22 protein-coding genes and 1 CRISPR repeat array (1 of these 23 only partly in view) are annotated in these 24,651 nt (G+C 57.1%); of the genes, 16 read left to right on the forward strand and 6 right to left on the reverse strand.

Annotated features, from left to right (window positions below; translation table 11 throughout):
* Positions 1 to 192 precede the first annotated feature (192 nt).
* From FYJ74_RS09675 to FYJ74_RS09685, 3 genes are all read right to left on the reverse strand, one after another.
* Positions 193 to 555, reverse strand: a complete 363-nt coding sequence (locus FYJ74_RS09675) for a zinc ribbon domain-containing protein (RefSeq protein ID WP_195838882.1) — start codon at positions 553 to 555, stop codon at positions 193 to 195.
* Positions 556 to 595: 40 nt separating this feature from the next.
* Positions 596 to 1,357 carry a DUF4428 domain-containing protein gene (locus FYJ74_RS09680; protein ID WP_195838883.1) on the reverse strand — a complete coding sequence of 254 codons (762 nt, stop codon included), beginning with the start codon at positions 1,355 to 1,357 and terminating at the stop codon, positions 596 to 598.
* A gap of 505 nt (positions 1,358 to 1,862) precedes the next feature.
* A complete protein-coding gene (locus tag FYJ74_RS09685; protein WP_154529375.1) occupies positions 1,863 to 2,432 on the reverse strand; it encodes a TIGR01440 family protein in 570 nt (189 codons plus the stop codon).
* Positions 2,433 to 2,597: 165 nt separating this feature from the next.
* Here FYJ74_RS09685 and FYJ74_RS09690 point away from each other — a divergent pair, with 165 nt between their 5' ends.
* Positions 2,598 to 3,473, forward strand: a complete 876-nt coding sequence (locus FYJ74_RS09690) for a tyrosine-protein phosphatase (protein ID WP_154529376.1) — start codon at positions 2,598 to 2,600, stop codon at positions 3,471 to 3,473.
* Between the two features lie 82 nt (positions 3,474 to 3,555).
* On the forward strand, positions 3,556 to 4,080 hold the full coding sequence (locus tag FYJ74_RS09695) for an HD domain-containing protein (protein ID WP_154529377.1): 525 nt from the start codon (positions 3,556 to 3,558) through the stop codon (positions 4,078 to 4,080).
* 74 nt (positions 4,081 to 4,154) lie between these two features.
* Here FYJ74_RS09695 and FYJ74_RS09700 read toward each other — a convergent pair whose 3' ends face one another.
* Positions 4,155 to 5,222 carry an ABC transporter substrate-binding protein gene (locus FYJ74_RS09700; protein WP_195838884.1) on the reverse strand — a complete coding sequence of 356 codons (1,068 nt, stop codon included), beginning with the start codon at positions 5,220 to 5,222 and terminating at the stop codon, positions 4,155 to 4,157.
* 345 nt (positions 5,223 to 5,567) lie between these two features.
* A complete protein-coding gene (locus FYJ74_RS09705; RefSeq protein WP_154529379.1) occupies positions 5,568 to 6,365 on the reverse strand; it encodes an MBL fold metallo-hydrolase in 798 nt (265 codons plus the stop codon).
* A 356-nt stretch (positions 6,366 to 6,721) separates the two neighbouring features.
* On the opposite strand from FYJ74_RS09705, the gene FYJ74_RS09710 reads away from it, so the two are divergent.
* Positions 6,722 to 7,894: a DUF2157 domain-containing protein gene (locus tag FYJ74_RS09710; RefSeq protein WP_195838885.1), complete on the forward strand. Its 1,173-nt coding sequence runs from the start codon at positions 6,722 to 6,724 to the stop codon at positions 7,892 to 7,894.
* Positions 7,881 to 8,435 (forward strand): GDYXXLXY domain-containing protein, encoded by a 555-nt coding sequence (locus FYJ74_RS09715; RefSeq protein ID WP_154529381.1) that lies wholly within the window; start codon positions 7,881 to 7,883, stop codon positions 8,433 to 8,435. Before FYJ74_RS09710 ends, FYJ74_RS09715 begins: the two co-directional genes overlap by 14 nt.
* Before the next feature lie 137 nt (positions 8,436 to 8,572).
* Here FYJ74_RS09715 and FYJ74_RS09720 read toward each other — a convergent pair whose 3' ends face one another.
* Positions 8,573 to 8,917, reverse strand: a complete 345-nt coding sequence (locus FYJ74_RS09720; RefSeq protein ID WP_154529382.1) for a DUF2023 family protein — start codon at positions 8,915 to 8,917, stop codon at positions 8,573 to 8,575.
* A gap of 313 nt (positions 8,918 to 9,230) precedes the next feature.
* Here FYJ74_RS09720 and FYJ74_RS09725 point away from each other — a divergent pair, with 313 nt between their 5' ends.
* The 12 genes from FYJ74_RS09725 to cas2e all read left to right on the forward strand — a co-directional run bounded on the left by FYJ74_RS09725 (position 9,231) and on the right by cas2e (position 21,190).
* Positions 9,231 to 9,725: a flavodoxin gene (locus FYJ74_RS09725; protein WP_154529383.1), complete on the forward strand. Its 495-nt coding sequence runs from the start codon at positions 9,231 to 9,233 to the stop codon at positions 9,723 to 9,725.
* Between the two features lie 190 nt (positions 9,726 to 9,915).
* Positions 9,916 to 10,284, forward strand: coding sequence for a metal-dependent transcriptional regulator (locus FYJ74_RS09730; protein WP_154529384.1), 369 nt, complete (start codon positions 9,916 to 9,918; stop codon positions 10,282 to 10,284).
* Positions 10,285 to 10,660: 376 nt separating this feature from the next.
* A complete protein-coding gene (locus FYJ74_RS09735) occupies positions 10,661 to 11,788 on the forward strand; it encodes a hypothetical protein (RefSeq protein ID WP_154529385.1) in 1,128 nt (375 codons plus the stop codon).
* 104 nt (positions 11,789 to 11,892) lie between these two features.
* Entirely contained in the window at positions 11,893 to 12,759 is an 867-nt protein-coding gene (locus FYJ74_RS09740) for an OB-fold protein (RefSeq protein WP_154529386.1), read from the forward strand.
* 204 nt (positions 12,760 to 12,963) lie between these two features.
* Entirely contained in the window at positions 12,964 to 15,561 is a 2,598-nt protein-coding gene (gene cas3 / locus FYJ74_RS09745) for a CRISPR-associated helicase Cas3' (protein ID WP_407692122.1), read from the forward strand.
* 4 nt (positions 15,562 to 15,565) lie between these two features.
* Entirely contained in the window at positions 15,566 to 17,059 is a 1,494-nt protein-coding gene (casA, locus tag FYJ74_RS09750; RefSeq protein WP_154529388.1) for a type I-E CRISPR-associated protein Cse1/CasA, read from the forward strand.
* A complete protein-coding gene (gene casB / locus FYJ74_RS09755; RefSeq protein WP_195838886.1) occupies positions 17,056 to 17,574 on the forward strand; it encodes a type I-E CRISPR-associated protein Cse2/CasB in 519 nt (172 codons plus the stop codon). Before casA ends, casB begins: the two co-directional genes overlap by 4 nt.
* 2 nt (positions 17,575 to 17,576) lie before the next feature.
* A complete protein-coding gene (cas7e, locus tag FYJ74_RS09760; protein ID WP_154529390.1) occupies positions 17,577 to 18,695 on the forward strand; it encodes a type I-E CRISPR-associated protein Cas7/Cse4/CasC in 1,119 nt (372 codons plus the stop codon).
* A 24-nt stretch (positions 18,696 to 18,719) separates the two neighbouring features.
* Positions 18,720 to 19,373 (forward strand): type I-E CRISPR-associated protein Cas5/CasD, encoded by a 654-nt coding sequence (cas5e, locus tag FYJ74_RS09765; protein ID WP_154529391.1) that lies wholly within the window; start codon positions 18,720 to 18,722, stop codon positions 19,371 to 19,373.
* Positions 19,370 to 19,981 (forward strand): type I-E CRISPR-associated protein Cas6/Cse3/CasE, encoded by a 612-nt coding sequence (gene cas6e / locus FYJ74_RS09770; protein WP_154529392.1) that lies wholly within the window; start codon positions 19,370 to 19,372, stop codon positions 19,979 to 19,981. The genes cas5e and cas6e overlap by 4 nt, the downstream gene beginning before the upstream one ends.
* 4 nt (positions 19,982 to 19,985) lie before the next feature.
* Positions 19,986 to 20,918 (forward strand): type I-E CRISPR-associated endonuclease Cas1e, encoded by a 933-nt coding sequence (gene cas1e, locus FYJ74_RS09775; RefSeq protein ID WP_154529393.1) that lies wholly within the window; start codon positions 19,986 to 19,988, stop codon positions 20,916 to 20,918.
* On the forward strand, positions 20,915 to 21,190 hold the full coding sequence (gene cas2e / locus FYJ74_RS09780) for a type I-E CRISPR-associated endoribonuclease Cas2e (protein WP_154529394.1): 276 nt from the start codon (positions 20,915 to 20,917) through the stop codon (positions 21,188 to 21,190). Before cas1e ends, cas2e begins: the two co-directional genes overlap by 4 nt.
* A gap of 16 nt (positions 21,191 to 21,206) precedes the next feature.
* Positions 21,207 to 24,651: direct repeats of the CRISPR family, unit length 29 nt; unit sequence ATTTACCCCACGCACGTGGGGTTGAACCG (it continues 5,329 nt past the right edge of the window).

Here is a 24,651-nt window from a genome sequence, read left to right on the forward strand (position 1 = left end):
TCCTCGCCGGAAGACAATACACAGAGTGTTTTTACATCTCTATAATTACAACTAGAATATAACAATGCGACGCATCTTCAGGCGAAGCGTAGCAAAAAGTCCGATGCCTTAAGGCATCGGACTTTTTTCATTCGCGTGGTCCCGCGCGGGACCACGCCGTCTGTTTTCAGCGGAGCTTCGCGCGGGGACCGCTTATCGGCCGAAGAGCGCCGCGATCTGCTTGACGGTGTCGTCGAAAACGACGCTGAAAGGCTCGCCGGCGAAGAGGCGCTGGAAGGGGACGCGGCTTGCGGGGAAGAACCAGCCCACCGCGGCCGCGGCAACGACGACGACAGCCAGCCAGAACCAGAAGCGGCTCTTCCGCGACGCTTTGTCCTTTTTCGGCGCCACGACCGCGGCGGCTTCGCCAACGCGCACGCGCTTGGGGTCGGTCTGCAGAGGCGTCTTCACGACGGGCTTGGGCTGTTCGACGGGACGGGTCGCGCCGCAGTAAGGGCAGAAGTGCTGCTCGTCGTTTTCGAACTTCTTTCCGCAGGATGTGCAGTAAATTGCCATTCTCATCTCTCCTTTGAAGTGATGCCGGCCAAACTGGCTTTCAGTTTTTATGATCCGCCCGCGACGCGTCCAGCAAGGACTGGATCAGCGCGTGCATTTCGCAACAGCGGTCGCACTCGTCCAGCTCCTGCCGAGTGCGGCAATCGAGCTCGACGGGCGCGTTGAGGCCGAGGTCGGCAAGAAGCCCGGCGGGAGGCAGCTCGATGTGCGCTTTTACCTCGTGATACGCGTCGAGATGGGGCTGACGGCGCGCAATGCCTTCGGCGTGCAGCGGCAGCGAAGGACCGTTGAGACGGAAGCGGATCCGCTTCGCCCACGGATGGCTGGTCGTGATGACCTCCCAGAAGTCGAAATAATGAAGAAAGCGCGGCGGCTCGTAACTCTGCTTCTTGCCGTCGATCATGCGCTTCTCCTCGTGACTGATGTGCTCAACCTCCAGCTCAACGCGCTCGACCTGCGCCAGAGAGACGAGGTCGGGATTGACGGCCAGCAGGTCGTCATCGGCGTCTTCGAGCACGACAAAACGTCCCCCCGCTTCGTCGATCATCAGCCGCCCGCCGTCACCGACTCCGCGCGAGCTCGAGAAGCCGCGCAGTTCCTCGAGGTTGCGTTCGCGGTCCCGAAGCTGTTCGTCGATCTGCGCCACCGTGCTCTCGCGGCGCTCATCGAACCACGGCGAAAGCTTCTGGGCGCACTTCTTGCACAGATTGCCGTCCGCCAGCTTGCGGTTGCCGAGCAGGCCGATATCGCCGCCGCAGATGGAACAGATCTTTTTCTCGAAAAGTTTGCCGAAGAGCCCCATGCCGATCTCCCCTTGTCTTCCAGTTTTGGAAGCCCCGCACATTCGCGCCGCGGACGATCTTTCATAGTCGCATTATACCCTATCCGCCGCCATTCCACATCGCCCGATCGGGTGAAATGCGAAAGATCGAACGCAACGGCGAGAATCAGCCACAACTGGTAAATCAGTTTACGCGCCCATCGAGCAAAGGAGAATAGCCGATGTCCCCACTCAGTCTCGGTGACATGGAATCTGCAGATCGCAAGAGAAAGACGAACGAGAAACATGGACCGCTTCTTTGCTCCGTTGAGCTGCGCCGATCCTGTCATGTGCGTCCGCGCAGGGCGTGCAGGAGAGTTTCCCACATGCGGGGCATGATGGCCCCGAAGAAGGAATGTCATAGGCTATTCCCAACCGTATGGGATCACAAGAGACTGAAAGTGAATTTTTCGATTTTTAATCTCTTGCTTGCGCGGAGCTTGGATCGCCTTTTTTCGATGACTGTTTTATTCAGGGGGCCTTGGGCTTACCGCTTAATATCGCCGCCGGAGAGCGCGTCGTCGTAAACGGCCCGCGCGCCGCCGACGAACTTGGGGCGCGTGCGCGCGCAGACCAGGTTGGCCGCGCCGATTTTCTTCACGGAGACGCGCACGGGCACGGCCACGTCGCGCAGGTGCATGCCGATCAGCGTATCGCCGATGTCCATGCCCGCGGCGGCACGAAGGTGCTCGACGGCGACGGGGCGTTCGCAATTTTCGTAGGCGGTCGTCGCGAACGCGCCGCCGGCGTGCAGCTGCGGCACGACGTTGCAGATTTCCGCGCCGGGGAGCAGCGCCGCCTTTTCCACGATCAGGGCGCGGTTGAGGTGTTCGCAGCACTGCGCCGCCAAAAAGAGCCCGCGTTCGCGCAGCGCCGGCATGATGCCGCTGTAAACGGCTTTGGCGATTTCCGCGTTCGACTCTTTGCCGATGCGGAAGCCGCCGATCTCGCTGGTGGAGCAGCCAACCACGAAAATATCGCCGGGTTCCGTGCGCGCGACAGCGAGCAGTTCGCCGACAGCCTGTGCCGATAGGACTTGGATTTCTTCGTAAGACATCTTTCAGGACCTCCCGTTTTTGGTTGGAACGTTCACTGTTTTTATTCTAACACTTCGCGTTCCGCCGCGATGTTCCACGCGGAACATCGCGGCGGCAAAACCGACGCGGCGCCGCTGTGATACAATCAGCCTGTGCCTCCTTTTCGGAAAGGATGAAAGGAAACAATGAAAAAACTGTTGCTGCTTTGTGCCGCCTCGCTGATGCTGGCTGTCAGCGAGAGCTTCTTCGCGGCAGGCTGCGCTCCGGCGGCGCCGAAAGACGACGGGCGGAATCCGCACGATCGCCTGCTCGAATCGTTACGGGTCATGCCGACTCCATTCGAGAAAAGAGACGATGCCAAGACGCATGAGCGCCTGCGGGCCACCGATGTACGCGGCGATTACGACAGCGACGCCGTTTTCGCCAACTTTCGCGAAGTTCGCGGCGGGCGCCTGAGGCGCGGTTCTCTGTACCGCTCCAGCATTCCCTCGAGCACGGAGCGCCCGCGCGCCCCCTACGCCGACCGATTGGCGCGAGAAGCCGGCATCCGCACCGTGCTGAACCTGGCCAACTCGCCCGAACGTCTGAAGAAGAACATGGAAAGCCCCGCCTGCCGGTCGCCGTATTATCGCATGCTCTGGCGCGGCGGCCGCGTGATCGCCCGCGCCCTGCCCGCCGCGCCGGAGCACGCGACCTTTCGCGCCGGTCTGGCCGAGGAACTGCGTTTCATGACGAAACGCCCCGCCCCGTATCTGATTCACTGCGCCGAGGGCAAGGACCGCGCCGGTTTTGTCAGCTTTCTGCTGGCGGCGCTGCTCGACGCTTCCTTGGACGAATTGAAGGACGACTACGGCCAAAGCTTCGTCAACTATTACCACCTGAAACGCGGCGAGCCCCGCTACGTCACGCATGTGGACGACGGCATCGAATCTTTTTGCCATGCCATTGCCAGGACTCCCAAAGAACCGCTTCGTCGGGCCGCCGAGCGCTATCTGCGCGGCATCGGCCTGACCGCCGCCGAGATCGAAACGTTGAAACGCCGCCTGGCGCGAGACGGCTGAGAGCGAAATTTATTTGTGAAACAGTCGTTACTGTTTTGCCTATTCAGCATAATTGGCGCACCACGCCATAGGAGGTGTTGGAATGAATCCGAAGCACGCGCGCCTGCTTGCTGCGGCAATCCGTTATGACCGCGGCGATGCCCGGCGCATCCAGCATTTCGTCAAGGTCCACGATCTGGCCGCGGCGATCGGCGCACTGGAAGGACTGGACGAGGAGACGCAGTTCATTCTCGAGACGGCGGCCATTCTCCACGACATCGGCATTCATCAGGCCGAAGCCACGCACGGCAACGGGCACGGCAAGTATCAGGAACGGGAGGGGCCCGGCGTCGCCGAGGCGATCTTGCGCGAGCTCGGCGGCTACGGCGAAGCGCAGATCGAGCGCGTCAAATATCTGATCGCCCATCATCACACCTACGGCGACATCGATGGCGCCGATTATCAGATCCTCGTCGAGGCCGACTTTCTCGTCAACGTCTTCGAAGAAGGTTTTGACTGTCACGGGCCTGCCGAAAAGGTCAGGGAACGTATTTTCAAAACGGCAACCGGAAAGCGTTTTCTCGACGACATGTTCGCCGCCGGCGCTTACCATCCCCTCACGTCCTGAAAGATTTTCACAAACGAATCGCGGCAGTCCGCCGGGAAAGTTCCGGCGGACTGCCGCGATTTGTTTTTCAACGGTTATTTTTGCAGAACCGAGGCGCTCCGCACCGTGTCCTGGGAGTCTTTCAGCTGATCGCTCCGCGCCACTTCGCTGGTCCAGCGGTCGATCAGGCGCAGGCGATTCTGGCTTTTCCACGGCACGCTGCACTGGAGCAGCCTGATCGAATTCAGATCGAGCAGCTTGTTGAGCTCCCGCAGCTCAGGGCAAGCGGGAAGGTAACACGGCTTCTGCTCCATACGGCTGCGCGCGAAATCCTGCGACGCCAGCCACTGCAACAGATACTTCGCCTCCTCGGGGGACGCCGCGCCGTCGAGCAGCGCGCAGCCGTCCACCGCATACGTCACGCCCTCCTTGGGGAAAACGATTTCCACGGGATAACCTTCCAGCTTCAGGCTCATCGCGTCCACGTAATAGAACACGCCCGCAGCGGCCTGTCCCAAGGCGACAGGCATGGCGCCGCCGACACCGTTTCTGGCGTATGCGCGCACGTTTTCCGCCAGCTTTTTCTGGTACTCGAAAGCCTCTCTCTCGCCGTAGATGCGCACGAGCGAATAGATTTGTTCCGAGGCCGTCGCCGACGCGCGGGGATCAACCATCTGCAGCGCCCCGCGATACGCAGGGTCAAGCAGATCCTGCCAGGAATCGGGCATTCTCAGCCCGTTCTTCTCGATAAAATTCCTGTTGACGAGAAAGCACAACGGCGTCACGCCGATGCCGAACCAGCGATTGTCAGGATCGCGATACCCGACCGGCATGGCCTTGGCCGCTTCGGGAACATACCGGGCCAGCGCGCCTTCGCGTTTGGCGGCATCGTAAATGTCGGCCGGGCCGCCAATGATCAGGTCGGCCTGCGGACAAACCTTTTCGGCGATGACGCGCCTCAACATCTCGCCCGACGAGAGTCGTGAAAAGCTGACCCGCAACCCGGTATAATCGGTAAAGCGTTGAAACAGCACCGCCGCTTCCTTCTCCGGGATCGTCGTGTACGCGCGGATCACCGGCGGCGCGGCAAACTTCCGATACAGCCATAATCCCGCCGCCACGGTCAGCACGGCCGCAAGAGCAAACACACTTTTTCTGCGCACGGAAAATCCCCCCTGCACTGGAACGTTCCTTGATACTGTCAGTGCTTTTTGATCTTCATCGGCTTCCCTTTTCTGACTTTCAAATATTATACACGGTACTTGCATCCTTTTGTAGGATACAACGTAGAAAAAAATGCTGGTTTGCAAAGAGTTGCAGAATAGTTTCCAAAACCGACGGAGAAGCGCGTCGAACCGGCGTGCCGGCGCCGAAAAATTTTTGCCGAAAGATATCGTTCCACCGTTCGCCCCGATCGCGGACGAATAAAAGCGGCGCGGGACGTTCGAACAGTTTCGAACCGGCCCCGCGCCGCTTTTCGTTTGTTTTTGTCCGTCGTACGGCCGCTCCTAAAGCGCCAGCTCATCGCCCGCCGCCAGATAGCGCAGCTGCTCGCCCATCTTTTGCCGCAGGTAATCATACTGGGACACTCCTGTGCAATGGCAGGTGTAGTACGTCACGGGCCAGCGTTTCAGTTCGGCCGCGGCCGCATCCATGCGGCGGAACTGATCTTCCGGCACGTCCTTGAAGTGAAATCCGCCGACGACCGCCTGAGCCCCTTCTTTCGAAGCCCATTCCATGATGTTGAGAATACCGCGGTGACTGCAGCCGCTGATCAGTACCTTTTTCGCCCCTTCGCTGACCAGCAGGTACTGTTCGTGCCCGAACTGTTCCGGCACCAGCACGCCGCCGGCCTCCATCATCATGCCGCAGGTATCGACGGGCCACTCGCAGGGCTTGCCCGCATAGCTGGCGATGGTCAGCTCGTTGTCAAGGCGCAGGCGATCCTCGCCGACGGCAACGATCCGAGGATGGCCGATCAGCCGCGGTTCCACGCCGATGTATTTGCCGTCGCGGTTGTAGCGCGGCCGGTCGTACGTCGCGCGCGCGTAAAGTTTGGCGTGATCGTTCAGGCGGAAAAACGTCGTCATGCCGCCCGAATGATCGCTGTGCCCGTGAGACAGCACGGCCGTATCCACGGCCGCGAGGTCGACGCCCAGCGCCAGCGCGTTTTTCGCAAACAGACCGCTGGCGCCCGCGTCGAACAGCACTTTGTGGCGATCCGTCTCGATGTACAGGCTCAAACCGTGCTCCGCGCGGCAGCATTCTTTCCCTGAGGTATTCTCCATCAAGGCCACAATCCGCATGGACAATCCTCCTTAATGCGTTGTTTTCCCCATGATGAGTCCTTTTATTATACCGTGATATGATTAAAATACAATTATCGTGAATTCCGCCTCTCCATAGAAACCTATTTTTCTTTTGGTGCAAATAGCGCGAACGCAAAATTTTTAATGCGACGGACGAGGATTTGCCGCGACACGCGCCCCGCTTTCCCCGTGCGCCGAACTGCCGGCGCGGCGGCGGACTTAAAGCGTTGGGAAACGTTATACCGCCACGGGTGTTTGCGCCATCTTGCGCGCCGGAAGAAAATGCTTTAAGCTGTATACGTCGGCCGGAAGCCGCGAGACGATTCATGAACGCGAAGGGAGCCGGAAAAGAGATGACTCGCTCTATTTCAAAACGAAAGCTGGACTTTTTGCGGGAAGAACTGCAGGTCTGGCAACAGGAAGGTCTGATCGGCGCGGACTCGGCGGCGCGGATCGCGTCGCTCTACTCGGCGCGCTCGCGCAGTTTCGCGCAAACGCTGCTTTGCGCGGGCGCGGCGCTGGTCGGGCTGGGGGCCATCAGCGCGGTGGCGGCCAACTGGTGGACGATCCCGCGCCTGCTGCGGACGGCGCTGGTTCTCGCGGCGTACGCGCTGTCGATGGGCGCGGCCTGCTTCTGCGAAAAAGATTCGCCGTCCGGAGCCCGGGCGCTGCGTCTGCTGGCCGGGCTGATCTTCGGCGGCGGCATCTTCCTGGTCGCGCAGATGTACCATCAGGGCGGGCACTGGTCCACGGCGTTCGGCTGGTGGGCGCTGGGGCTGATCCCGGCGGTGCGGATCTTCCGCGACGCCTGGCAGATGTATCTGCTGCAGGCTGTTTCGTTGATTTACGTCGCCGGGCAGGGAGTGTTTTTCTTCTGGGAAAGAACCCCTGATCTTGCCTCGTTCCGCGGCGACGTCTTACCGGGGGCGCTGCTGCTGGCGCTCTGGTGGCTGTGGCGGCAGATGCGCTGGAACCTGCGCGCGTTCAATTTCAACGTGCAGATGACGATCTTTTTCTTGTTCACGCGGCTGACGCAGTATTTCGGCTTGACCGCCGCGCTGCTTGCGTTTTTCGCCGCCGGAGCGGCGCTGCCGGCGTTCTCGCGCGCGAAGCGCGGGGAAGAATGGCGCGATGTTCTGTCGGCCTGGGGCACGCTGCTGGCGGGAGCCGCCGGAGTGGCGCTGTCGGTGCCGGAAGTCTGGTACGATTTTCCTTGTCTGCGCGTTTTGGACGGAACGGCGGCGCAGGAATTGAACGCGCTGCGCCTGGCGGCGAACGGCGCGGCCGCGCTGACGGCCGCTGTCATGGGCTGGCGGCTTTACCGGGGCGCGCGGCTGGGCGGCCTGTTCCTCGCCCTGCTGGTCCTGCGCTACTTTGCGGACCATTTCTTCGGCTTCATGTCCAAGGCGGCGACGTTTTCGGGGCTCGGCCTGCTGTGCCTGATCGCCGGATTCTGGTGGGAACGTTCGGCGCGCCGCACAAAGGCAAAGCGCGACAAGGAGGGCGACGCTTATGAAAAACTTTAAATATTTGGCGGCATCGCTGCTGCCCGTGCTGATCCTGCTGGCGCTGCCGCTGCGCCCCGCCTGCGTGACCCGCTTTGGCGCGGAGGTGCGTCTGGCGGTGCGTCCAGTGGACCCGCGCGACCTGTTCCGCGGCGATTACGTGGCGCTCAGCTTCGAAGCCGAGTCGGTGCCGTTGGCGCTGTTTCCGGCGCCCGACGAGAAAAGATCGGAATACGCCGTACCGGACCTCAGCGTATGGTACGTGGCGCTGGCGCCGGACAAAGAGGGGCTGTGGGCTCCCAGCGGCGTTTTCGCGGAAGTTCCCGAAGGCCCGTATCTGAAAGGGACCGCCAAGTACCTGGCCGAGCGCGCCGACGGCTCGACGGCGGCGGAGATGGACTACGGCGAGGGACTGAAACGCTTTTACGTCAAAGAGAACACGGCGCGCGAACTCGAAGAAGCGGCGCGGCAGTCCCGTCTGCGGGCAACCGTGAAAGTCTGGCGCGGCATGGCCGTGATCCAGTCGGTGGAAGCCGTTCCGGATACGGCTGGCGAACCATGAACTCCTTAAGTCACAGCTGATACGCCGTAACAAAAATTTTATCGGGCGCCGTTCGGGGCGGAAAAAGAGAAAAGACGGAAACAAAGCTCGCAATGAGCCTTGTTCCCGCCTTTTCTTTGTACCGTTATCGTCCGGCTTCAGTCGGCGGCGCAGCTTCCGCCGTACTGTTGTGCGCTGAGGGAGATGAAGCGCCGGCACTCCTCGAGGCGTCCGTAGCCGAGCATGATGCCGAGAATGAAATCTTCTTCTTTCGTGAAGTCGCAGAGACTGCTTTTGCCGATGATCTCGAGGACGCGAATACAGTCCGGGCAGCCGAAAAAAACGTTGACGTGCCCGTTTTTCAGGTAGGCCAGACGATAGGCGATGCCCTGCGCCTGAAGGGCGCGCTCGATCTCCGGCACGTCGCCGAGAGGCGCCGTATGGAGGATCAGATTTCTCAATCCTTTTTTGAATTCATAGATATGGTGGCGAAAAACTTCCATACGCCGTCGCTCCTTCCTCTCACAAACGAGTGCAGTACGCTTCTTTTAATTAGCCAAAACTAATTCAGTTGCGAGAATTCTAAAGGAACTTGAACGCGATGTCAACGGGGTTTTCATGAGCTTGTTTCGATAAAAGAATGGCGGTGAATCGTTTTTTCGTGCGCGCCAAAACCTCGGACAAACTCTTTAAAATGTTGCCGCGACTGATCTTGAAGAATTTTTAAATAGCCTCTTGACAGAATGGGATTTCCGGCTAAAATAGTTAGCGTGATCTAACATAGTATGAAAGTCTCTCATGCAGGAGGTTATAGGAATGTCCATAGCAGTTGTTTACGGCAGCACGACCGGTATGACGGAGGAAGCTGCGTCGAAGATCGCGTCGATCCTTCAGGCCGATTGCCTGAACGTTGCGGAAGTTTCTCCCGAGCAGCTGGCGGGGTACGACGCTCTGATCCTCGGTTCCTCCACATGGGGCGCCGGCGATCTTCAGGACGATTGGGACGCGTTCCTCCCCAAGCTTGAAGGCATGGATCTGAAGGGCAAGAAGGTCGCCGTGTTTGGCACGGGCGATCACGAAGGTTTCGCCGACACGTTCGGTCTCGCCCTCGTCAAGCTGCGCGAAGCGGCTGCGGACGCCGGAGCGACTCTGATCGGCGAAGCGCCGGTGGAAGGCTACGACAACATCGACTCCGCGGTCGCCGCGGACGGAAAGTTCGTGGGCCTGGCGCTGGATTCGCAGAATCAGCCCGAGCTGACCGACGCGCGTATCGAAGCGTGGTGCGGCGTTCTCAAAAGCGCGCTCGCTTAAGGAGCAGCCCTTTCGTCCGACCGCGCCGAAAAGTTTTGTTGAAGGAAGAAAAAGCGTTTTTCCTTTAACTGCAAAATTTTCGAGGCGGCGAAAGGTTTTGTATCTTCTTTCGCAGTGATGGTACTTGCAAAACTCGCCCTTTAATGGCATCATATAAGTTAGCTTATAAGAATGAAAGCGAGGGGTAGACATGCAAATACATCAGTCTGCGGAGGATTATCTGGAAAAGATCTTGATGCTCCACGAACGGCTGGGTTATGCCCGATCGGTGGACATCGCCACGGAGCTGAACGTGACAAAACCGAGCGTAAGCGTGGCGATGAAGCGCCTGCGCGAGAACAATTACATTCTCATGGACAAGGACGGTCTGATCACTCTGACCCCCGCGGGCAGGGAGATCGCCGATCGGATCTACGATCGTCACAAGGTGCTTTCGGCCTTTTTCAGAGAACTCGGAGTGGACAGCGAAGTCGCGGCGGAAGACGCCTGCAAAGTGGAACACGTCATTTCCGACGAAAGCTTTGCCGCGGTGTGCCGTTTCGTTCATAAGTCGCTCTGAGCCTTTCCTTTTCATTGGATGTTCGCCGCCTCCCCCCGGCGGCTTATGTCGCGGATTTCCCTTTTCTCTTGCCTGCTCGGCAGCGGGCGCAACGGGCCGCCTCCCCCTTAAAAAATTGGCAGTCCATGCAAAGTTTTCGTGCGCTTTCGCGTCTCCCCCCAGATGCGATGGAACGCAGTGACATGCCGGCAGAAATGCAGTACAGCACTTCCAACACACAAACACCCCATAAGAACGCCGCCGGTCTGTCCCCCAGACCGGCGGCGTTCTTATGTCTGCGCGGATCGTAAAGAACGCGGGAAACGCGGTGCTTCCAATTTCGTCGCTCCTGTTTTAAAATAAACTTAATCAACGTTGAATGAAAGGAAGGATTCCCGTGAAAAAATTGTTGCTTGCGCTCCTCTTTTGCGCATTCTGCGCCGTCGGCGCTCCGGCGTTCGTGTTCGACGAGCCGATCTCGCTCGTCAAGGCGAAGAGCGGCACCGAGTATTTCCTGGACGAGTTCGATTACAACGAATCCAGCGGGCGGCTGACCGTCGTCATCAACGGACATTACAGCGACGCCGAAAAGCTGAAGACGATCGAATGGCTGACGAAAAAGAAGGGCGTGTCGTTCGTCAAAGCCCGAAAGCTGACCAACAACATCTTCTGCTTCCGGTTCAACGAGGCCGGCGACCAGTTTCAGCGCGTGTACGACCGCTATTTCGACGAGGACGGCGAACTGATCGCCGACGTGCCCGTCAACAAGAAAAAATGGGAGCCTTCCAAGCCCAAGCTCACCTCCGGCATGGCCTATTCCGTCGCTATGGAAGCGTTGGACGCGCAGAGCGAGCCCGACGACCGCGCCGCTCGTTCCGGCGACGGTCCCGACGAACCCGCCGCGGCGGACGGCGAACCGCTGAATTGGGCGAATAGTTCCTACGCCTCCGCCGCGGCCGCCGTCAAAAAGGGCGCCGACGTCAACGCTTTCATCCCCTACACCGACACCGAAGGCAACGAGCTGGAAGGGTACGTCATCGCCGTCGTGGCGAGCCGTACCGACAAGGACGCGGGGCGCATCCTCGGGCTGATGCTCGATTCCGGCGCCGATCTCGAGAACGAGCCTCAGGCGCTGGCCAACTACATCCGCGCGCAAGGCGGCAAGGTCGACATGGCCGTAGTGGACCGCATGGCCAGGTCGAAAGCGCAGCTCAATCCGGCCCTGCTGGCCTGTTCCGTCAAACCCTATCCCGGCGACGCGCTGGCGCGGAAACTGATCGAAGCGGGCGCGAGCGTGAACGACATCGCCGATCAGAACAGCTCCATGCTGCTTGAGGCGCTGAACGCCAAGGCCGATCCGCGCCTGATCAAACTGCTGATCGCCAACGGCGCCGACGTCGAGCTTGAAGGCGAGGTCTGGGAAGGCGACATGGAAAACGGCGAAACAGTCCGCGGCACGCCGCTGGACATCGCCAAGCGCCGCGGCTACGGCCAGGACATCCTCGACCTGCTCGCGCACAGATGAGGGACATTTGGAGCTCCGGTTTCAACCGGGGCTTTTTTTGTCCCTGAGATCGCGTCATGCTATAATTGACCACGTTACAAATCCATTTGAAAGGACCGTGAGCTATGAAAAAACTGATTTTTACGTTCCTGTTCATCATGAGCTGCACCGCGGCTTTCGCCGCCGCGCCCGCCGAGCCGATCCTGCTCGATACGACCCGCACGGGAAATGATTTCTACCTCAACGAATACTCCAAAGACGCCGAAAACGGCATGATCTCCGTCGTGATACGCTGCGTCCTCTCGGAGAGCGAGATCCGGCGGCTCTCCGCGCTGATGGTGAAACAGGATATTCCCGCCGACCAGGCAGCCGGCGTGAAGTACAACGACTTCTGCCTGCGCTATTCCAACGATGGCACCCGATACCAGCGCCGCTACGACCGCTACGTCGACGTCAATGGCGCTATCATCCGCCGCCTGCGCGTCAACCCTGACGATTGGTTCGACACGACCAACTCCGCGGCGCTGCTGCCTGCAAAGGCGTTGGCCGAAGCCAGCCGCTTGCTGGACCAGCCTGATCCGCTGCCCAAGAGCGCGCTCGAACTGACGCCCGTCGAACCGGCGGACGCCAATTCGCCGCAGTCTTCCTCGCCCAAGAAGGCCGAGAAAGTCGACGCGATGATAGAAGCCTACCGCGCCAACGTGGCCCGCTTCGAGGCCCAGTACGAAAACGCGCTTACGCAAGTGCAGGGACGCATGGGCGACATGGGCGTGTCCGGCGACCTGTACACCGTGCTCCTCCAGTCCGAGAAAGAGGGCGGCGATTCGATCCTCTGCTATTTCGACGCCGATGACCGCGGCGACCTGGCCAAGTGCAGCAAAGGCGACCTGCTGATCGTCGAAGGCGCCTACCGCCGCACCAAGGTCCGCAACGCCGTCTTCGCTCTGGACCGCTGCAACGTGATCAAAAACATCACAGCCGGCGGGAAGTGAGCTTAAGACAAAAAAAAATTGTAATAGGGAGCGAAACGGCGCGAAGTTCACAAAAAACCGCGCCGTCTCACAAGAAGCCCTGCGAGGAGTAAAAAGTCACTCCTCGCAGGGCTTCTCTTTTGCTGCAGCGCCAGACTGAAATTCATTCTTTTTTATGGTATACTAATTAAATAACTAGAATAGACACAAATAGAATAGAGGCAGGTGAAAACCTTGAAAGACAAAGATCCTTTTTCTGCCAGTGACATCGCGTCCCTCGTCTGGGCGAAGAGTTCTCCTTATAAAAGTCTGAAACGACACATGATCGAAACGGGCTGCTGCGCTCAGGTTCTGATGCGTAAAGGCCCGGGGCAGCCTTTTTTGAAAGAATTGAGCCGCCTGACGGGGCGCAGCGACGATGAAAACATCCGCTTGATCGGTTACATTACGGCGCTCCACGATATCGGCAAGTGCCATCCGGTTTTTCAGAAGAGCGCGGACGATCTGCCGCAAGTTCAGCGTCTCAAAGAAGCGGGGTGCTTAGCGTCATCTGGTGTTCGCTGCCACTTTCGCCACGAACTCTATTCGGAAGAGGTCCTCGATCGGATCTGGAAAAAAACGCAGTTTTTCCCCCGCGACACGCGCGACACGATCACCCGCGTCCTGTCCATGCATCATCAAGGAAAAAACGGCGGAAGTTGTGAAATCGAGAGAGAAACGTCTCTGTGGGAGCAGGCGCAGGATCAACTGGAGCGTGAAATGCGCCAGGTCTTTCAGGTCTCGCAGTTGCCCCCCATGCCTGATTTTGGGCGCGGTGACGCCTTTGCCCTCAGCCTGATGGGGGTAGTCATCCTTTCCGACTGGCTCGCTTCCAGCGAGATATTCGAAAAATTTGCCGTTACAGAAACCCCTTCGCTGAGCGATATTCGCGCCGCCGCGAAACGGACCGTGGAGAACTGCGGCCTTGTAAGCGGAACGAAACTGACTTCATACGACGATTTCTGCGAACTCTGGCCTGAAATTTCGCGTGAAGGGATGCGCCCGCTGCAAAAAGAATGCGCCGGCATGGATTATCATGACACTTCGCTGTGTCTGCTTGAAGCGCCCATGGGCGAAGGCAAAACCGAAGCGGCGCTGTACGCCGTCAGCCGCATGATGGAAACGCGCGGCAAAGACGGCTTCTATGTGGCGCTGCCCACGTCGGCGACCAGCAATCAGATGCACGCTCGCGTCAACGAGCTTTTCCAGCGGCACGGACTTGCCCCGTCACGGCTACTTCACAGTATGGCCTGGCTCGTTGACGCCCAGGCGCAGCATCATCATGCCAGCCTTGGAGACGACGATGACCGTCAAAGCCTTGCCCAATGGCTGATGCCGCTGCGTCGCGGCCTGTTGAGCCAGTATGCCGTCGGCACCGTCGATCAGGCGATGATGTCCGTGATGCAGATCAAATACGGCGTGTTGCGGCTGCTCGGGCTGACGGACAAGATCCTTGTCGTTGATGAGATCCACGCCTATGACGCTTACATGGCGCAAATCATCGAACAGCTCATCGCGTGGTGCCGCGCGCTCGGCATCCCGGTCGTGCTGCTGTCGGCCACGCTGCCGCTAGCCAAGAAGAAGGAACTGCTTGCGGCCGCCGGCGCTTTGGAATATGAGCCTTCCGGCGACTATCCGCTGGTTACCTCCGTCAGGAGCGACGGGACTGTGACGGAACGCTCCGTTAAGGCTTTTATACAGCGCCGCTATTGTTTTACCCTGCGCCCTGTCATGAATGACCGCGAAGCCGTCGCCTCACTCGCCGTCGATAAGGTCAAAAACGGCGGCTGTCTCTGTTTGCTGATGGACACGGTCAAAGGCGCGCAGGCGCTTTATCCGCTGCTGAAAGAAAAGGCGACGCCAGACACCGAACTGATCGTGTTCCACGCGCGCTTTACCGCCGAACGCCGCCAGCAGATCGAAAGCGAATGCATCGCAAAATTCGGACGGAATGCCGGAGCAAACCGTCCTAAAAAAGCCATTCTGCTGTGTACGCAAGTCGTCGAACAGTCGCTCGACGTCGATTTTGACTTCATGATGACGGAGATCGCGCCGATCGATTTGCTGCTTCAGCGCGCCGGGCGCGTGTTCCGCCATGACGGTACCACACGTCCTGACGGCTGCGTCCGTCCTCAAATCGACGTGCTCGTTCCGCCGAAACACAATTTTGCGGCAATAGAAAAGATTTACTACCACATTCTGCTGGAGCGGACTGAAAAATATCTCGCGGCGCACAATGTCATCACTGTCCCCGAAGAAATGCGCCAATGTATCGAGGAAGTTTATTCAGAGCAATCGCATGATGGCGAACTCCAGAAATTCAGCGAGAAGCTCTTTAGCGAACAGTTGCAGGAAGCGCAAGCCGAAGGCATCATTCTCCCCCCCCCGAAAGACGAGCGTTTCTTCGCACGCGGCAAAGACGCCCGTCATTTTTTCGGACTCAGAGACGATGAAGACTCTCAGTTCTGCGCATTGAAAACCAGACTTGGCTCCGACAGCCGCAGAGTGGCGCTACTCCAGCCGGAATTGTTCCACCTCGCGCGCGAAAATTCCGATCGCGCCGACGTGGCCCGTCAAGTGTTGATGCAGACCGTCAATCTACGACTGTTCGACGCGCCGGAATCGGAGGAAAGAAAAGGCGTTATCGGGAAAAACTTTTTTGAGGGCGAAAAACTGTTAAAAGGCTGTCTTGTGTTACAACTTGAAGAAGACAACACGGCAAGCTGGGGCAGTATAAAAATTATAAAAGATGATATAATTGGAATTCAGATGGAAGGAGTGTGATGGCATGGCTGTTTTTGACGTGCTTCGCGAGCCGTGGATCCCGGCTCTACGAATGAACGGGAGCCCTGTGAGCCTAGGGATTCTCGATCTTCTGGAGCAGGCGCATGAGCTGAAAGCATTGGGCAGTGAAAGTCTGTTGGAAAATTATTCCATCTTTCGTTTGCTGGCAGCTTTTCTGATGGACGCCTATACGCCGGAATATATCGATGATCGCCGGCAAATTCTGGAGAGCGGGCATTTCGATCCCGTCGTTTTGCAACGATATGTCGAGCAGTGCGTAGCGGAAGGCGACAGCTTCAACTTGTTCGACGAAAAGCGCCCTTTTATGCAGGCGCGGTATGATGAGAAGTACGATAAAAAGACCGTTCCGGTCGCAGTGCTCGTTCATGCCCTGCCCGCAGGGAACAATCATATTCATTTTGATCATCGTCTGAGTTCGGAACATTGTTTGACTGCGGCTGAAGCTCTGAGGGCGTTGTGCGCGGCGTATGTATTTTGTACATCAGGCTTGGCAGGGCCATCTTCAGTGAATAATACTCCGTGCATATATGTTGTCTACGAAGGTCAAACACTGTTTGAATCGTTGATCGTCAGCATGATCAGCAAAGACGAATGCGAAAGCAAAAATATCCCTTGGAGTGAACCGCCTGTATCTTGGCGAAATGACGATGAAGTCATTCCTAAAAGCCTCTGCCCGACTGTCTCTCTTATGGCAGCCTTTACGTGGCTTCCGCGACGAGTCACTTTTGTCCCTGTGAAAATTGACGGTGCTCTCTGTGTCAAAGAAGTTTATTGTCAAGCGGGACTGAATTTTCAGGGAGATGGACGTTGGTATGATCCTCATGTTCCCTACAGAAAAAACAAGAAAGAAGAATGGTATTCGGTAAAACCTCAGAGCGGACGCGAGCTCTGGCGCGACGTCGGCGCTGTGACTGCCGCCGACCCCAGCAGTAGTTCAACACGACAGCCTTTAATTCTGGCAAATTATAAAGAGTTGACTGAAAGTAGAACGTCTCGTCTTTTGAAAGTGCAATTGATCGGACTGGTCACTAATCAGGCTCAATATTTGAGTACCCAGAGCGACAGCCTCGCCCTGCCGAGTTCTTTTTTGGGAGAAGCAGCACTTGGACGATTGTTGCGCAGCGACCTTCAAGACATTGAGACAATGGCTTTTTATATCTTTTCATCTTACGGCAAAATCCTTGACGCGGAAATCGCGACAGAATTACAGACTCAGTTTTATGCCGTTATGTACGAAAAACTTTTCAGCGAGTATTTCCCATACGTTGCGAAAATCGACCGAAACCAAGACAATTGGGGAGGATTGGCTGGGGAATATCTTGACAATATTCTGAAAAAAATGAGAGACTTGGTAATGCATCAGGGCGCGCAGCGCTTCGCCTCCAACGCACGTGCTTTGCGCGACATGTCCGCAGCCGAAACCAGTTTTGTCCGCAACTGTGGATCGTTGCTGAAAAAGAGGAGGGAAAACAAGTGAACGAAGAAAAGAAAAAAGAACTGCCCGAACTCGTGAAGAGACTTCCAAACACGTGCCAGCGTACGCTGTTGAAACGTTGCGCGGGACGCTCTCTTACCGACAGCGTCAAGGCGTTGGGTGCGTACTTTGCCCTCAAACCGGATCACGTGACGCCGTGGCAGGAGGAGCGCCATTTTGCCGTCGTTTCCTTGTACTGCCTATGGAAAGACGACGAGCGCGGCAGTCAGTTCCCGCTGGAAGAATGCCTCAGGTGCGTAAAAGAAAGCGAAAGCCTTGACCACCACGTCATGACTTTGCTCGATTCTCGCTGGGACGAGCATAACGATCTCTTTCAGGCAAAACTCTACCGCCTCGTCCAGCTCGTAAAGTCGCGGGCGCAGGGTTTCTCGCCCGATTTTGCGCGGCTTTATCAGGATTTGCTTTATTGGGATCATCCCGACCGTTTCATTCAGAAGCGGTGGGCGCGCGTCTATTTCAATGAAAATACCGACAACCAGACTGAGGAGGAAGAATAACCATGCTGTATGAAATCCACATGCTTAAGAACTACCCGCCTGCGAACCTGAACCGCGACGATACCGGTATGCCCAAGACCTGCTACTTCGGCGGCGCCCAGCGCGGACGCATCTCCAGCCAGTGCCTGAAGCGCGCGTGGCGCACGTCGTCCCTTTTCGGTCAATTTCTTGGTCAGATGGGAATTCGTACCCGCAAGCTGCCCGAGCTGGTCGCGGAAGAACTGAAGAAACGTGGCACTGGCGCAGACATTGCCGATGCCATCAAGAAAGCTGTTTCCGGCATCGCCAACAAAGAAGGCAAAGAAAACAAAGACCTCATCACTTCCCAAATCGTCTTTTACGCCGTCGAAGACATCGTTGCCGTTGCCGACGCTGTAGAGACACTTCTGAAAAAGAATGCCATGAAAGGTAATAACATCAAAGCCAAGGAAATCCTTGAACAAATCAAGGACGCAGACATTCGCCCCTTAACGCTCGATATCGCGCTTTTCGGGCGCATGGTCACGTCGCCAGCCTTTGCCGACGTCGAAGCGGCCGTGCAGACCGCTCACGCGATTTCCACTCACCCTGTCAACCCTGAAAGCGATTACTTCACAGCTGTTGACGATCTTGTTTCGCAAGCTGACGACCTTGATCCCGCTGCCGGGGGCGCAGGCATGATCGGCGAGATCGACTATAACTCCTGTTGCTATTACCACTATATCGCGATCGACACCGATGTGCTGAAGCAGAACCTTGTCAACTCGCCGGAAGCGCAAAAATTAATGGATGAAGTTCTGCCGGCTTTTATCCAAATCATGGCCTATACCGACCCGTCAGGCAAACAGAACAGCTTCGCCAGCCATGTGCTGCCCGAATTGCTCTGCGTCGAGATCAAGGAGAAAAAGATCCCCGTTTCCTACGCCAACGCCTACGCGTCCCCTGTGAACTTTTCCGCCTCCGGCAGGGTTATTGGAGACAGCGTCAAAGCGTTAGTCGAGGAAATTAACAGAATCGACGAAAGTTATGGTCTTGAAGTAAAACACCGTTTCTGGTTCTCGCCGCGAATCAAAGACGAGCAGCCCCGAAAATGCGAAATCGCTCAGAACATGGGGGAATTACTGCTCAAATGCCGTCAATAAAACGGCGAAAAGAGGAAAACTACCATGAAACTGCTTTTTCTGCGCCTTGAAGGCGTCATGCAAAGCTGGGGCGAACATTCAAAATGGGATGAACGCGACAGCGCCCTGATGCCCACAAAGTCCGGCGTCGTTGGACTGCTGGCCTGCGCGCTTGGTTATCCGCGCGGTGATATGCGCATCAATGAACTCTCGCATAAGTTGAATATGGCAGCGCGCGCCGATCGTGCCGGCAACATCATGATAGATTTTCATACTGTTCAAGGTATGCCCATGCTTAATTCGGAGGGGAAGAAACGTTCAGGAAACACGATCACTTCCCACCGGCAGTACTTACAGGACGCTTCATTCCTTGTCGTTCTGTCCGGTGCGGAGGACATTCTTGAAAACTGCGCCGCAGCGTTGGAATCGCCCGTCTGCCCTCCTTTTCTGGGGCGCAAAAGCTGCCCGCCGTCGCTGCCCATGATTGCTGACCTGAACGACCGCTACGCCAGCGTTGAAGAGGCTCTCGAACAGTATCCGCGCGCTGACCGCAGCCACGGGCGGCTGATGACTCAGCGGGAAGATCCTGCTGGAATGGCGGTGCGCATGGACTGTCTGGTCAGCTCTGCCGAACGCCGTTTTGCCCGCCGCAATATTATTATCGGCAACGTGAATCCGCCGGAGGTGAACAATTCATGATCCTGACAAAAATCAGCTTGGAGCTTCGGCACCCTTCCGTTCGCCAGTGCCTGCGCAACTGTCAGGACATGCACCGCAACCTGATGAGCGCCTTTGGCGGTATGGCGCGAGCGGAAAACTCGCTGCTGTACCGCCTCGTGCCGCGGAAAGACAGCGTCGATCTCTACCTCTCCAGCGAAAAATGTCCCCATGCGGAGGCGCTTGGCAAAAACGGCTTTACAGTTGTCGCGCAGCGCTCGCTCGATCCGCTGAAAAAAATCTTTGTCGCCGGCAGTCGCTGGCGCTTCGACCTTGTCGCCATGCCGGGCAAAAAAGAGAACTCCGAGCGGAAGAACAGCCGCCGCGTTTTCTTGCGTACGCCTGAAGAACGCGCGGCATGGCTGACGCGCAAGGGAGAACAGAACGGATTTCGCGTGCTGGGCGTTCAGGAGTGGGGCGAAAGCAACGTATGGGGATCGCGCGGAGACAGCCCGTTGAGTTTTGTCTCCGTCCACTTTTCGGGTGTACTTGAGGTGACCGACAGCGGTCGTTTCTGGAGCGGCTACTGCCATGGCATAGGGGCAGAACGCGCTTATGGCATGGGAATGCTTCTGATCACCCGCCCCTAAGAAAATGCCCAAAGACCTGCATATTCTCCCCAAACTGCGCGACAGTCTGACGTTTATCTACGTCGAACACGCTATTATCGAACAGGACAATCTTTCCATCGTCCGCATTACCAAAGAAGGACGCACTCCCATACCAATCGCCGCCATGACCGTTCTCCTGATCGGCCCGGGAGTGTCGATCACGCATGCTGCCGTAAAGGCCATTTGTGATAACGGCTGCATGGCTATCTGGTGCGGAGAGCGCGCCGCGCGCTTTTATGCCGCCGGCATGGGCGAGACGCGCAGCGCCAAGAACCTGCTGCACCAAGCGGCTCTCTGTATGGATCCTCAAAGGCACATGGACGTCGTGAGACGCATGTATATCCGACGTTTCTCTAAAATCGAGTATAAAGACATGACGTTGCAGCAGCTTCGCGGCATGGAAGGCATACGCATGCGCGAAGCCTATCGCCTTGCTTCCAAAACGTCAGGAATACCGTGGAAAAGGAGAGACTACAAACAGACCGACTGGGACGACGCCGACCCTATCAACAAAGCCCTTTCCATGGCAAACGCGATTCTCTACGGCCTTTGCCAGGCCGCTATCGTCTCGCTGGGCTATTCTCCGGGACTCGGCTTCATCCACACCGGTAAAATGCTCTCGTTTGTCTACGATATCGCCGATCTTTACAAAGCCGAAACGACCATCCCTGCCGCTTTTGCCGCTGTCAAAAGCATGAGCGGTACGCTCCCGCTCGACAGACAGGTTCGCATTGCCTGCCGCAGTTATTTCAGCACAGCTCAAGTCCTCAAGCGTCTTCCCATCGATATCGACTGGATATTTCAGGTCGAATGTCCTTCCGAAGAAACCATCGCCGCCAATATCGGCGACCTCTGGAATGGTTCGGAAGATGAAATTGTCGTCGGCGGCAAAAATTATGCGGGGATTTTACAATGACTCTCATTACGATGGAAAACGTTCCTGAAAGTCTGCGCGGGGAATGCACCCGTTTTCTACTTGAAGTCAAAGCCGGCGTTTTTCTTGGAACCGTCAGCGCCGCCGTACGTAATCTTCTTTGGGAAAAAGTGAAAGAAAACGCTAGAAGCGGCGCTGCTATTCTCGCTTATTCCTATCCTAATGAGCAGGGGTTCGTTCTGGAAATGCATGGCGATCCCAGACGTAAAGTTGTAGACATAGACGGTCTTAGTTTGATACAAACTCGACAATAACCGGCTTTGTCGAAGTATTTACCCCACGCACGTGGGGTTGAACCGGCAGTGAGGCGGAATTGACTGTTGTTTTCTTCATTTACCCCACGCACGTGGGGTTGAACCGGCGCTGAACATTGTGAAGCCGCGTCTCTCCGAATTTACCCCACGCACGTGGGGTTGAACCGCGGGCCGAGATGTGGTGGAGGATGAGGGAATGATTTACCCCACGCACGTGGGGTTGAACCGAGGTTAGCTTTGATCTGTGAGTTGATCGCTGTATTTACCCCACGCACGTGGGGTTGAACCGCACAGTGTAATGTTGTCAATAGTTTGCGTGTTGATTTACCCCACGCACGTGGGGTTGAACCGGAAGCCGCTTGCTGCCGCTGTCCGGCCGCGTCCATTTACCCCACGCACGTGGGGTTGAACCGCTACAGCAGATAGTGGTGGAGACGTCACAGAAATTTACCCCACGCACGTGGGGTTGAACCGAACGACCGTCAATATCGTTAAAGGCAAATGCCTCATTTACCCCACGCACGTGGGGTTGAACCGGAAATGACGGCGCGCGAGGTTATCGAGCGGCACATTTACCCCACGCACGTGGGGTTGAACCGAGTGGTGGGGCGGTCTGTGGGTGAAGATCAAAATTTACCCCACGCACGTGGGGTTGAACCGTTCAGCGCCGTGACGACGCCCTGGCTGTTCAGATTTACCCCACGCACGTGGGGTTGAACCGCACACAATCAGCGCATCTTTTACAGTCATGGGGATTTACCCCACGCACGTGGGGTTGAACCGTATTCATCTCGCAGCTCAGTCCACGAGACCCACATTTACCCCACGCACGTGGGGTTGAACCGCGGAGATAGCCGTCAAGGTCCTTCTTGGCGATCATTTACCCCACGCACGTGGGGTTGAACCGTGAATTGGGAAACATAATCTTGCCCAGATCGGATTTACCCCACGCACGTGGGGTTGAACCGCGAGCCGGGCTAGAGATGCAGGCGCAGCAATACATTTACCCCACGCACGTGGGGTTGAACCGAGGATTTAGCTGCGTTCGACCGCGAGGAAACCATTTACCCCACGCACGTGGGGTTGAACCGAGTGGAACGGCGAAACCGATGAAAAACAGAGGTGATTTACCCCACGCACGTGGGGTTGAACCGCTATGTGCCCGGCCCCGCTTTTTTCCGCTTTGATTTACCCCACGCACGTGGGGTTGAACCGATCCTCATGGGAGAATCCCGCCTTACCTCCTGCATTTACCCCACGCACGTGGGGTTGAACCGAGAGGGCATACGGTGATACGCCTTAATCATCAATTTACCCCACGCACGTGGGGTTGAACCGCTCAAGCCAGCATATAAGGTAAAGGATAAATCAATTTACCCCACGCACGTGGGGTTGAACCGGATAATACGCAAACTATCGGCGCTATTACGTTGATTTACCCCACGCACGTGGGGTTGAACCGCCAGTGCGTTAGACTCGCGTTGGATTTGCGATAATTTACCCCACGCACGTGGGGTTGAACCGATTACAATCGTCGCGCAGAACTTCCGCGACCACCATTTACCCCACGCACGTGGGGTTGAACCGCGTAATGGCGTTAATACTTTGCGTATTATCGTAATTTACCCCACGCACGTGGGGTTGAACCGCTAACTTACTAAGGGCCTCAGACAGTGCCGCATTTACCCCACGCACGTGGGGTTGAACCGTCCGTGATATCCACCGTGAGCACGGGTTCTTCATTTACCCCACGCACGTGGGGTTGAACCGCCCCTGTTCACCCTGCGGGCCTTGGATACCTCATTTACCCCACGCACGTGGGGTTGAACCGCGACGCCGCGCCGCCTCCTCTGACGTTCGAGCATTTACCCCACGCACGTGGGGTTGAACCGGGTGCCGTGTCGTCGAAGACCCAGTGGGGTATCATTTACCCCACGCACGTGGGGTTGAACCGTACTTGAGGCCGACGCCGCAGCGCAGGAAGAGCATTTACCCCACGCACGTGGGGTTGAACCGCCCGCGCCAGTTGTTGTGACGTCTAGTGGAGAAATTTACCCCACGCACGTGGGGTTGAACCGGTGACAGTCACAGCGATCAACTCGCAAATCAAATTTACCCCACGCACGTGGGGTTGAACCGTCACGACCGTAGCGCTCGAATATGCGGGTGCTATTTACCCCACGCACGTGGGGTTGAACCGGCTGACGAGAGGCCCGAAGCCTACGATGAGACGATTTACCCCACGCACGTGGGGTTGAACCTTCATGCCGCCTTTGTAGATCTTGTCGCTGCCGATTTACCCCACGCACGTGGGGTTGAACCGTGAGGTGATCAGGAGGGGCTCTATCCCCTCCTATTTACCCCACGCACGTGGGGTTGAACCGAATTGATACTAGCAGCACTCGCACCGGCGAGATCATTTACCCCACGCACGTGGGGTTGAACCGACGTCGACTCCAAATCTGCTTGTCCGGAAAATATTTACCCCACGCACGTGGGGTTGAACCTATCTCGCGTTGATGAGACTTTCTATGCTCTTCCATTTACCCCACGCACGTGGGGTTGAACCGCGTTTTCCTGATGATAGGATTCGTTATTATCATATTTACCCCACGCACGTGGGGTTGAACCGGTGATGGTCCTGATAGCGATAATTTGTTTAAGATTTACCCCACGCACGTGGGGTTGAACCGGCCCAAGTCGCCGACGAGTTTTACACATACAGCCATTTACCCCACGCACGTGGGGTTGAACCGATCACCGTCTTGCCGCTGCCCGTCGGCAGGGAATTTACCCCACGCACGTGGGGTTGAACCGACGCGCTGCCAGCCGTAACGTGTTAAAACCATAATTTACCCCACGCACGTGGGGTTGAACCGTAGAACGGGCAGTAAGTGTAGTGCGCCATTATTATTTACCCCACGCACGTGGGGTTGAACCGAATCCGGCGACGTCTCTGCAGTGGGCTGGAGAGATTTACCCCACGCACGTGGGGTTGAACCGATCGACAGACAAACCGGAAAGAGTAGTAGTATTATTTACCCCACGCACGTGGGGTTGAACCAGAGACATGATTATTTCACATCGTGTCTGCCGTGGATTTACCCCACGCACGTGGGGTTGAACCGGCAAGCTGACGGAAATCTCGATGGACGGGCTGAATTTACCCCACGCACGTGGGGTTGAACCGAGACGGTCAGCTTCCAGATCTTGAGCGACATCATTTACCCCACGCACGTGGGGTTGAACCGCGGACGTCGTCGCTTACGAAATCCGCGAAGGAATTTACCCCACGCACGTGGGGTTGAACCGGTCGGGCAGTTTTTGCGCGGCAAAATGCCGCATTTACCCCACGCACGTGGGGTTGAACCGTTTATAGGCACCGCCGAGGCGGCGGCGATCCTCATTTACCCCACGCACGTGGGGTTGAACCGAATCATCGCCCCCGACGGATGGGTTTA

The sequence above is a fragment of the Pyramidobacter porci genome, assembly GCF_009695745.1.
Lineage (GTDB): Bacteria > Synergistota > Synergistia > Synergistales > Dethiosulfovibrionaceae > Pyramidobacter > Pyramidobacter porci.

Excerpts from the sequence above, each read along its gene's own strand:
- FYJ74_RS09675 (WP_195838882.1), bottom strand. The coding sequence starts at position 555 with ATGGCAATTTACTGCACATCCTGCGGAAAGAAGTTCGAAAACGACGAG.
- FYJ74_RS09680 (WP_195838883.1), bottom strand. The coding sequence starts at position 1,357 with ATGGGGCTCTTCGGCAAACTTTTCGAGAAAAAGATCTGTTCCATCTGC.
- FYJ74_RS09685 (WP_154529375.1), bottom strand. The coding sequence starts at position 2,432 with ATGTCTTACGAAGAAATCCAAGTCCTATCGGCACAGGCTGTCGGCGAA.
- FYJ74_RS09690 (WP_154529376.1), top strand. The coding sequence starts at position 2,598 with ATGAAAAAACTGTTGCTGCTTTGTGCCGCCTCGCTGATGCTGGCTGTC.
- FYJ74_RS09695 (WP_154529377.1), top strand. The coding sequence starts at position 3,556 with ATGAATCCGAAGCACGCGCGCCTGCTTGCTGCGGCAATCCGTTATGAC.
- FYJ74_RS09705 (WP_154529379.1), bottom strand. The coding sequence starts at position 6,365 with ATGCGGATTGTGGCCTTGATGGAGAATACCTCAGGGAAAGAATGCTGC.
- FYJ74_RS09710 (WP_195838885.1), top strand. The coding sequence starts at position 6,722 with ATGACTCGCTCTATTTCAAAACGAAAGCTGGACTTTTTGCGGGAAGAA.
- FYJ74_RS09715 (WP_154529381.1), top strand. The coding sequence starts at position 7,881 with ATGAAAAACTTTAAATATTTGGCGGCATCGCTGCTGCCCGTGCTGATC.
- FYJ74_RS09720 (WP_154529382.1), bottom strand. The coding sequence starts at position 8,917 with ATGGAAGTTTTTCGCCACCATATCTATGAATTCAAAAAAGGATTGAGA.
- FYJ74_RS09725 (WP_154529383.1), top strand. The coding sequence starts at position 9,231 with ATGTCCATAGCAGTTGTTTACGGCAGCACGACCGGTATGACGGAGGAA.
- FYJ74_RS09730 (WP_154529384.1), top strand. The coding sequence starts at position 9,916 with ATGCAAATACATCAGTCTGCGGAGGATTATCTGGAAAAGATCTTGATG.
- FYJ74_RS09740 (WP_154529386.1), top strand. The coding sequence starts at position 11,893 with ATGAAAAAACTGATTTTTACGTTCCTGTTCATCATGAGCTGCACCGCG.
- casA (WP_154529388.1), top strand. The coding sequence starts at position 15,566 with ATGGCTGTTTTTGACGTGCTTCGCGAGCCGTGGATCCCGGCTCTACGA.
- cas7e (WP_154529390.1), top strand. The coding sequence starts at position 17,577 with ATGCTGTATGAAATCCACATGCTTAAGAACTACCCGCCTGCGAACCTG.
- cas5e (WP_154529391.1), top strand. The coding sequence starts at position 18,720 with ATGAAACTGCTTTTTCTGCGCCTTGAAGGCGTCATGCAAAGCTGGGGC.
- cas6e (WP_154529392.1), top strand. The coding sequence starts at position 19,370 with ATGATCCTGACAAAAATCAGCTTGGAGCTTCGGCACCCTTCCGTTCGC.
- cas1e (WP_154529393.1), top strand. The coding sequence starts at position 19,986 with ATGCCCAAAGACCTGCATATTCTCCCCAAACTGCGCGACAGTCTGACG.
- cas2e (WP_154529394.1), top strand. The coding sequence starts at position 20,915 with ATGACTCTCATTACGATGGAAAACGTTCCTGAAAGTCTGCGCGGGGAA.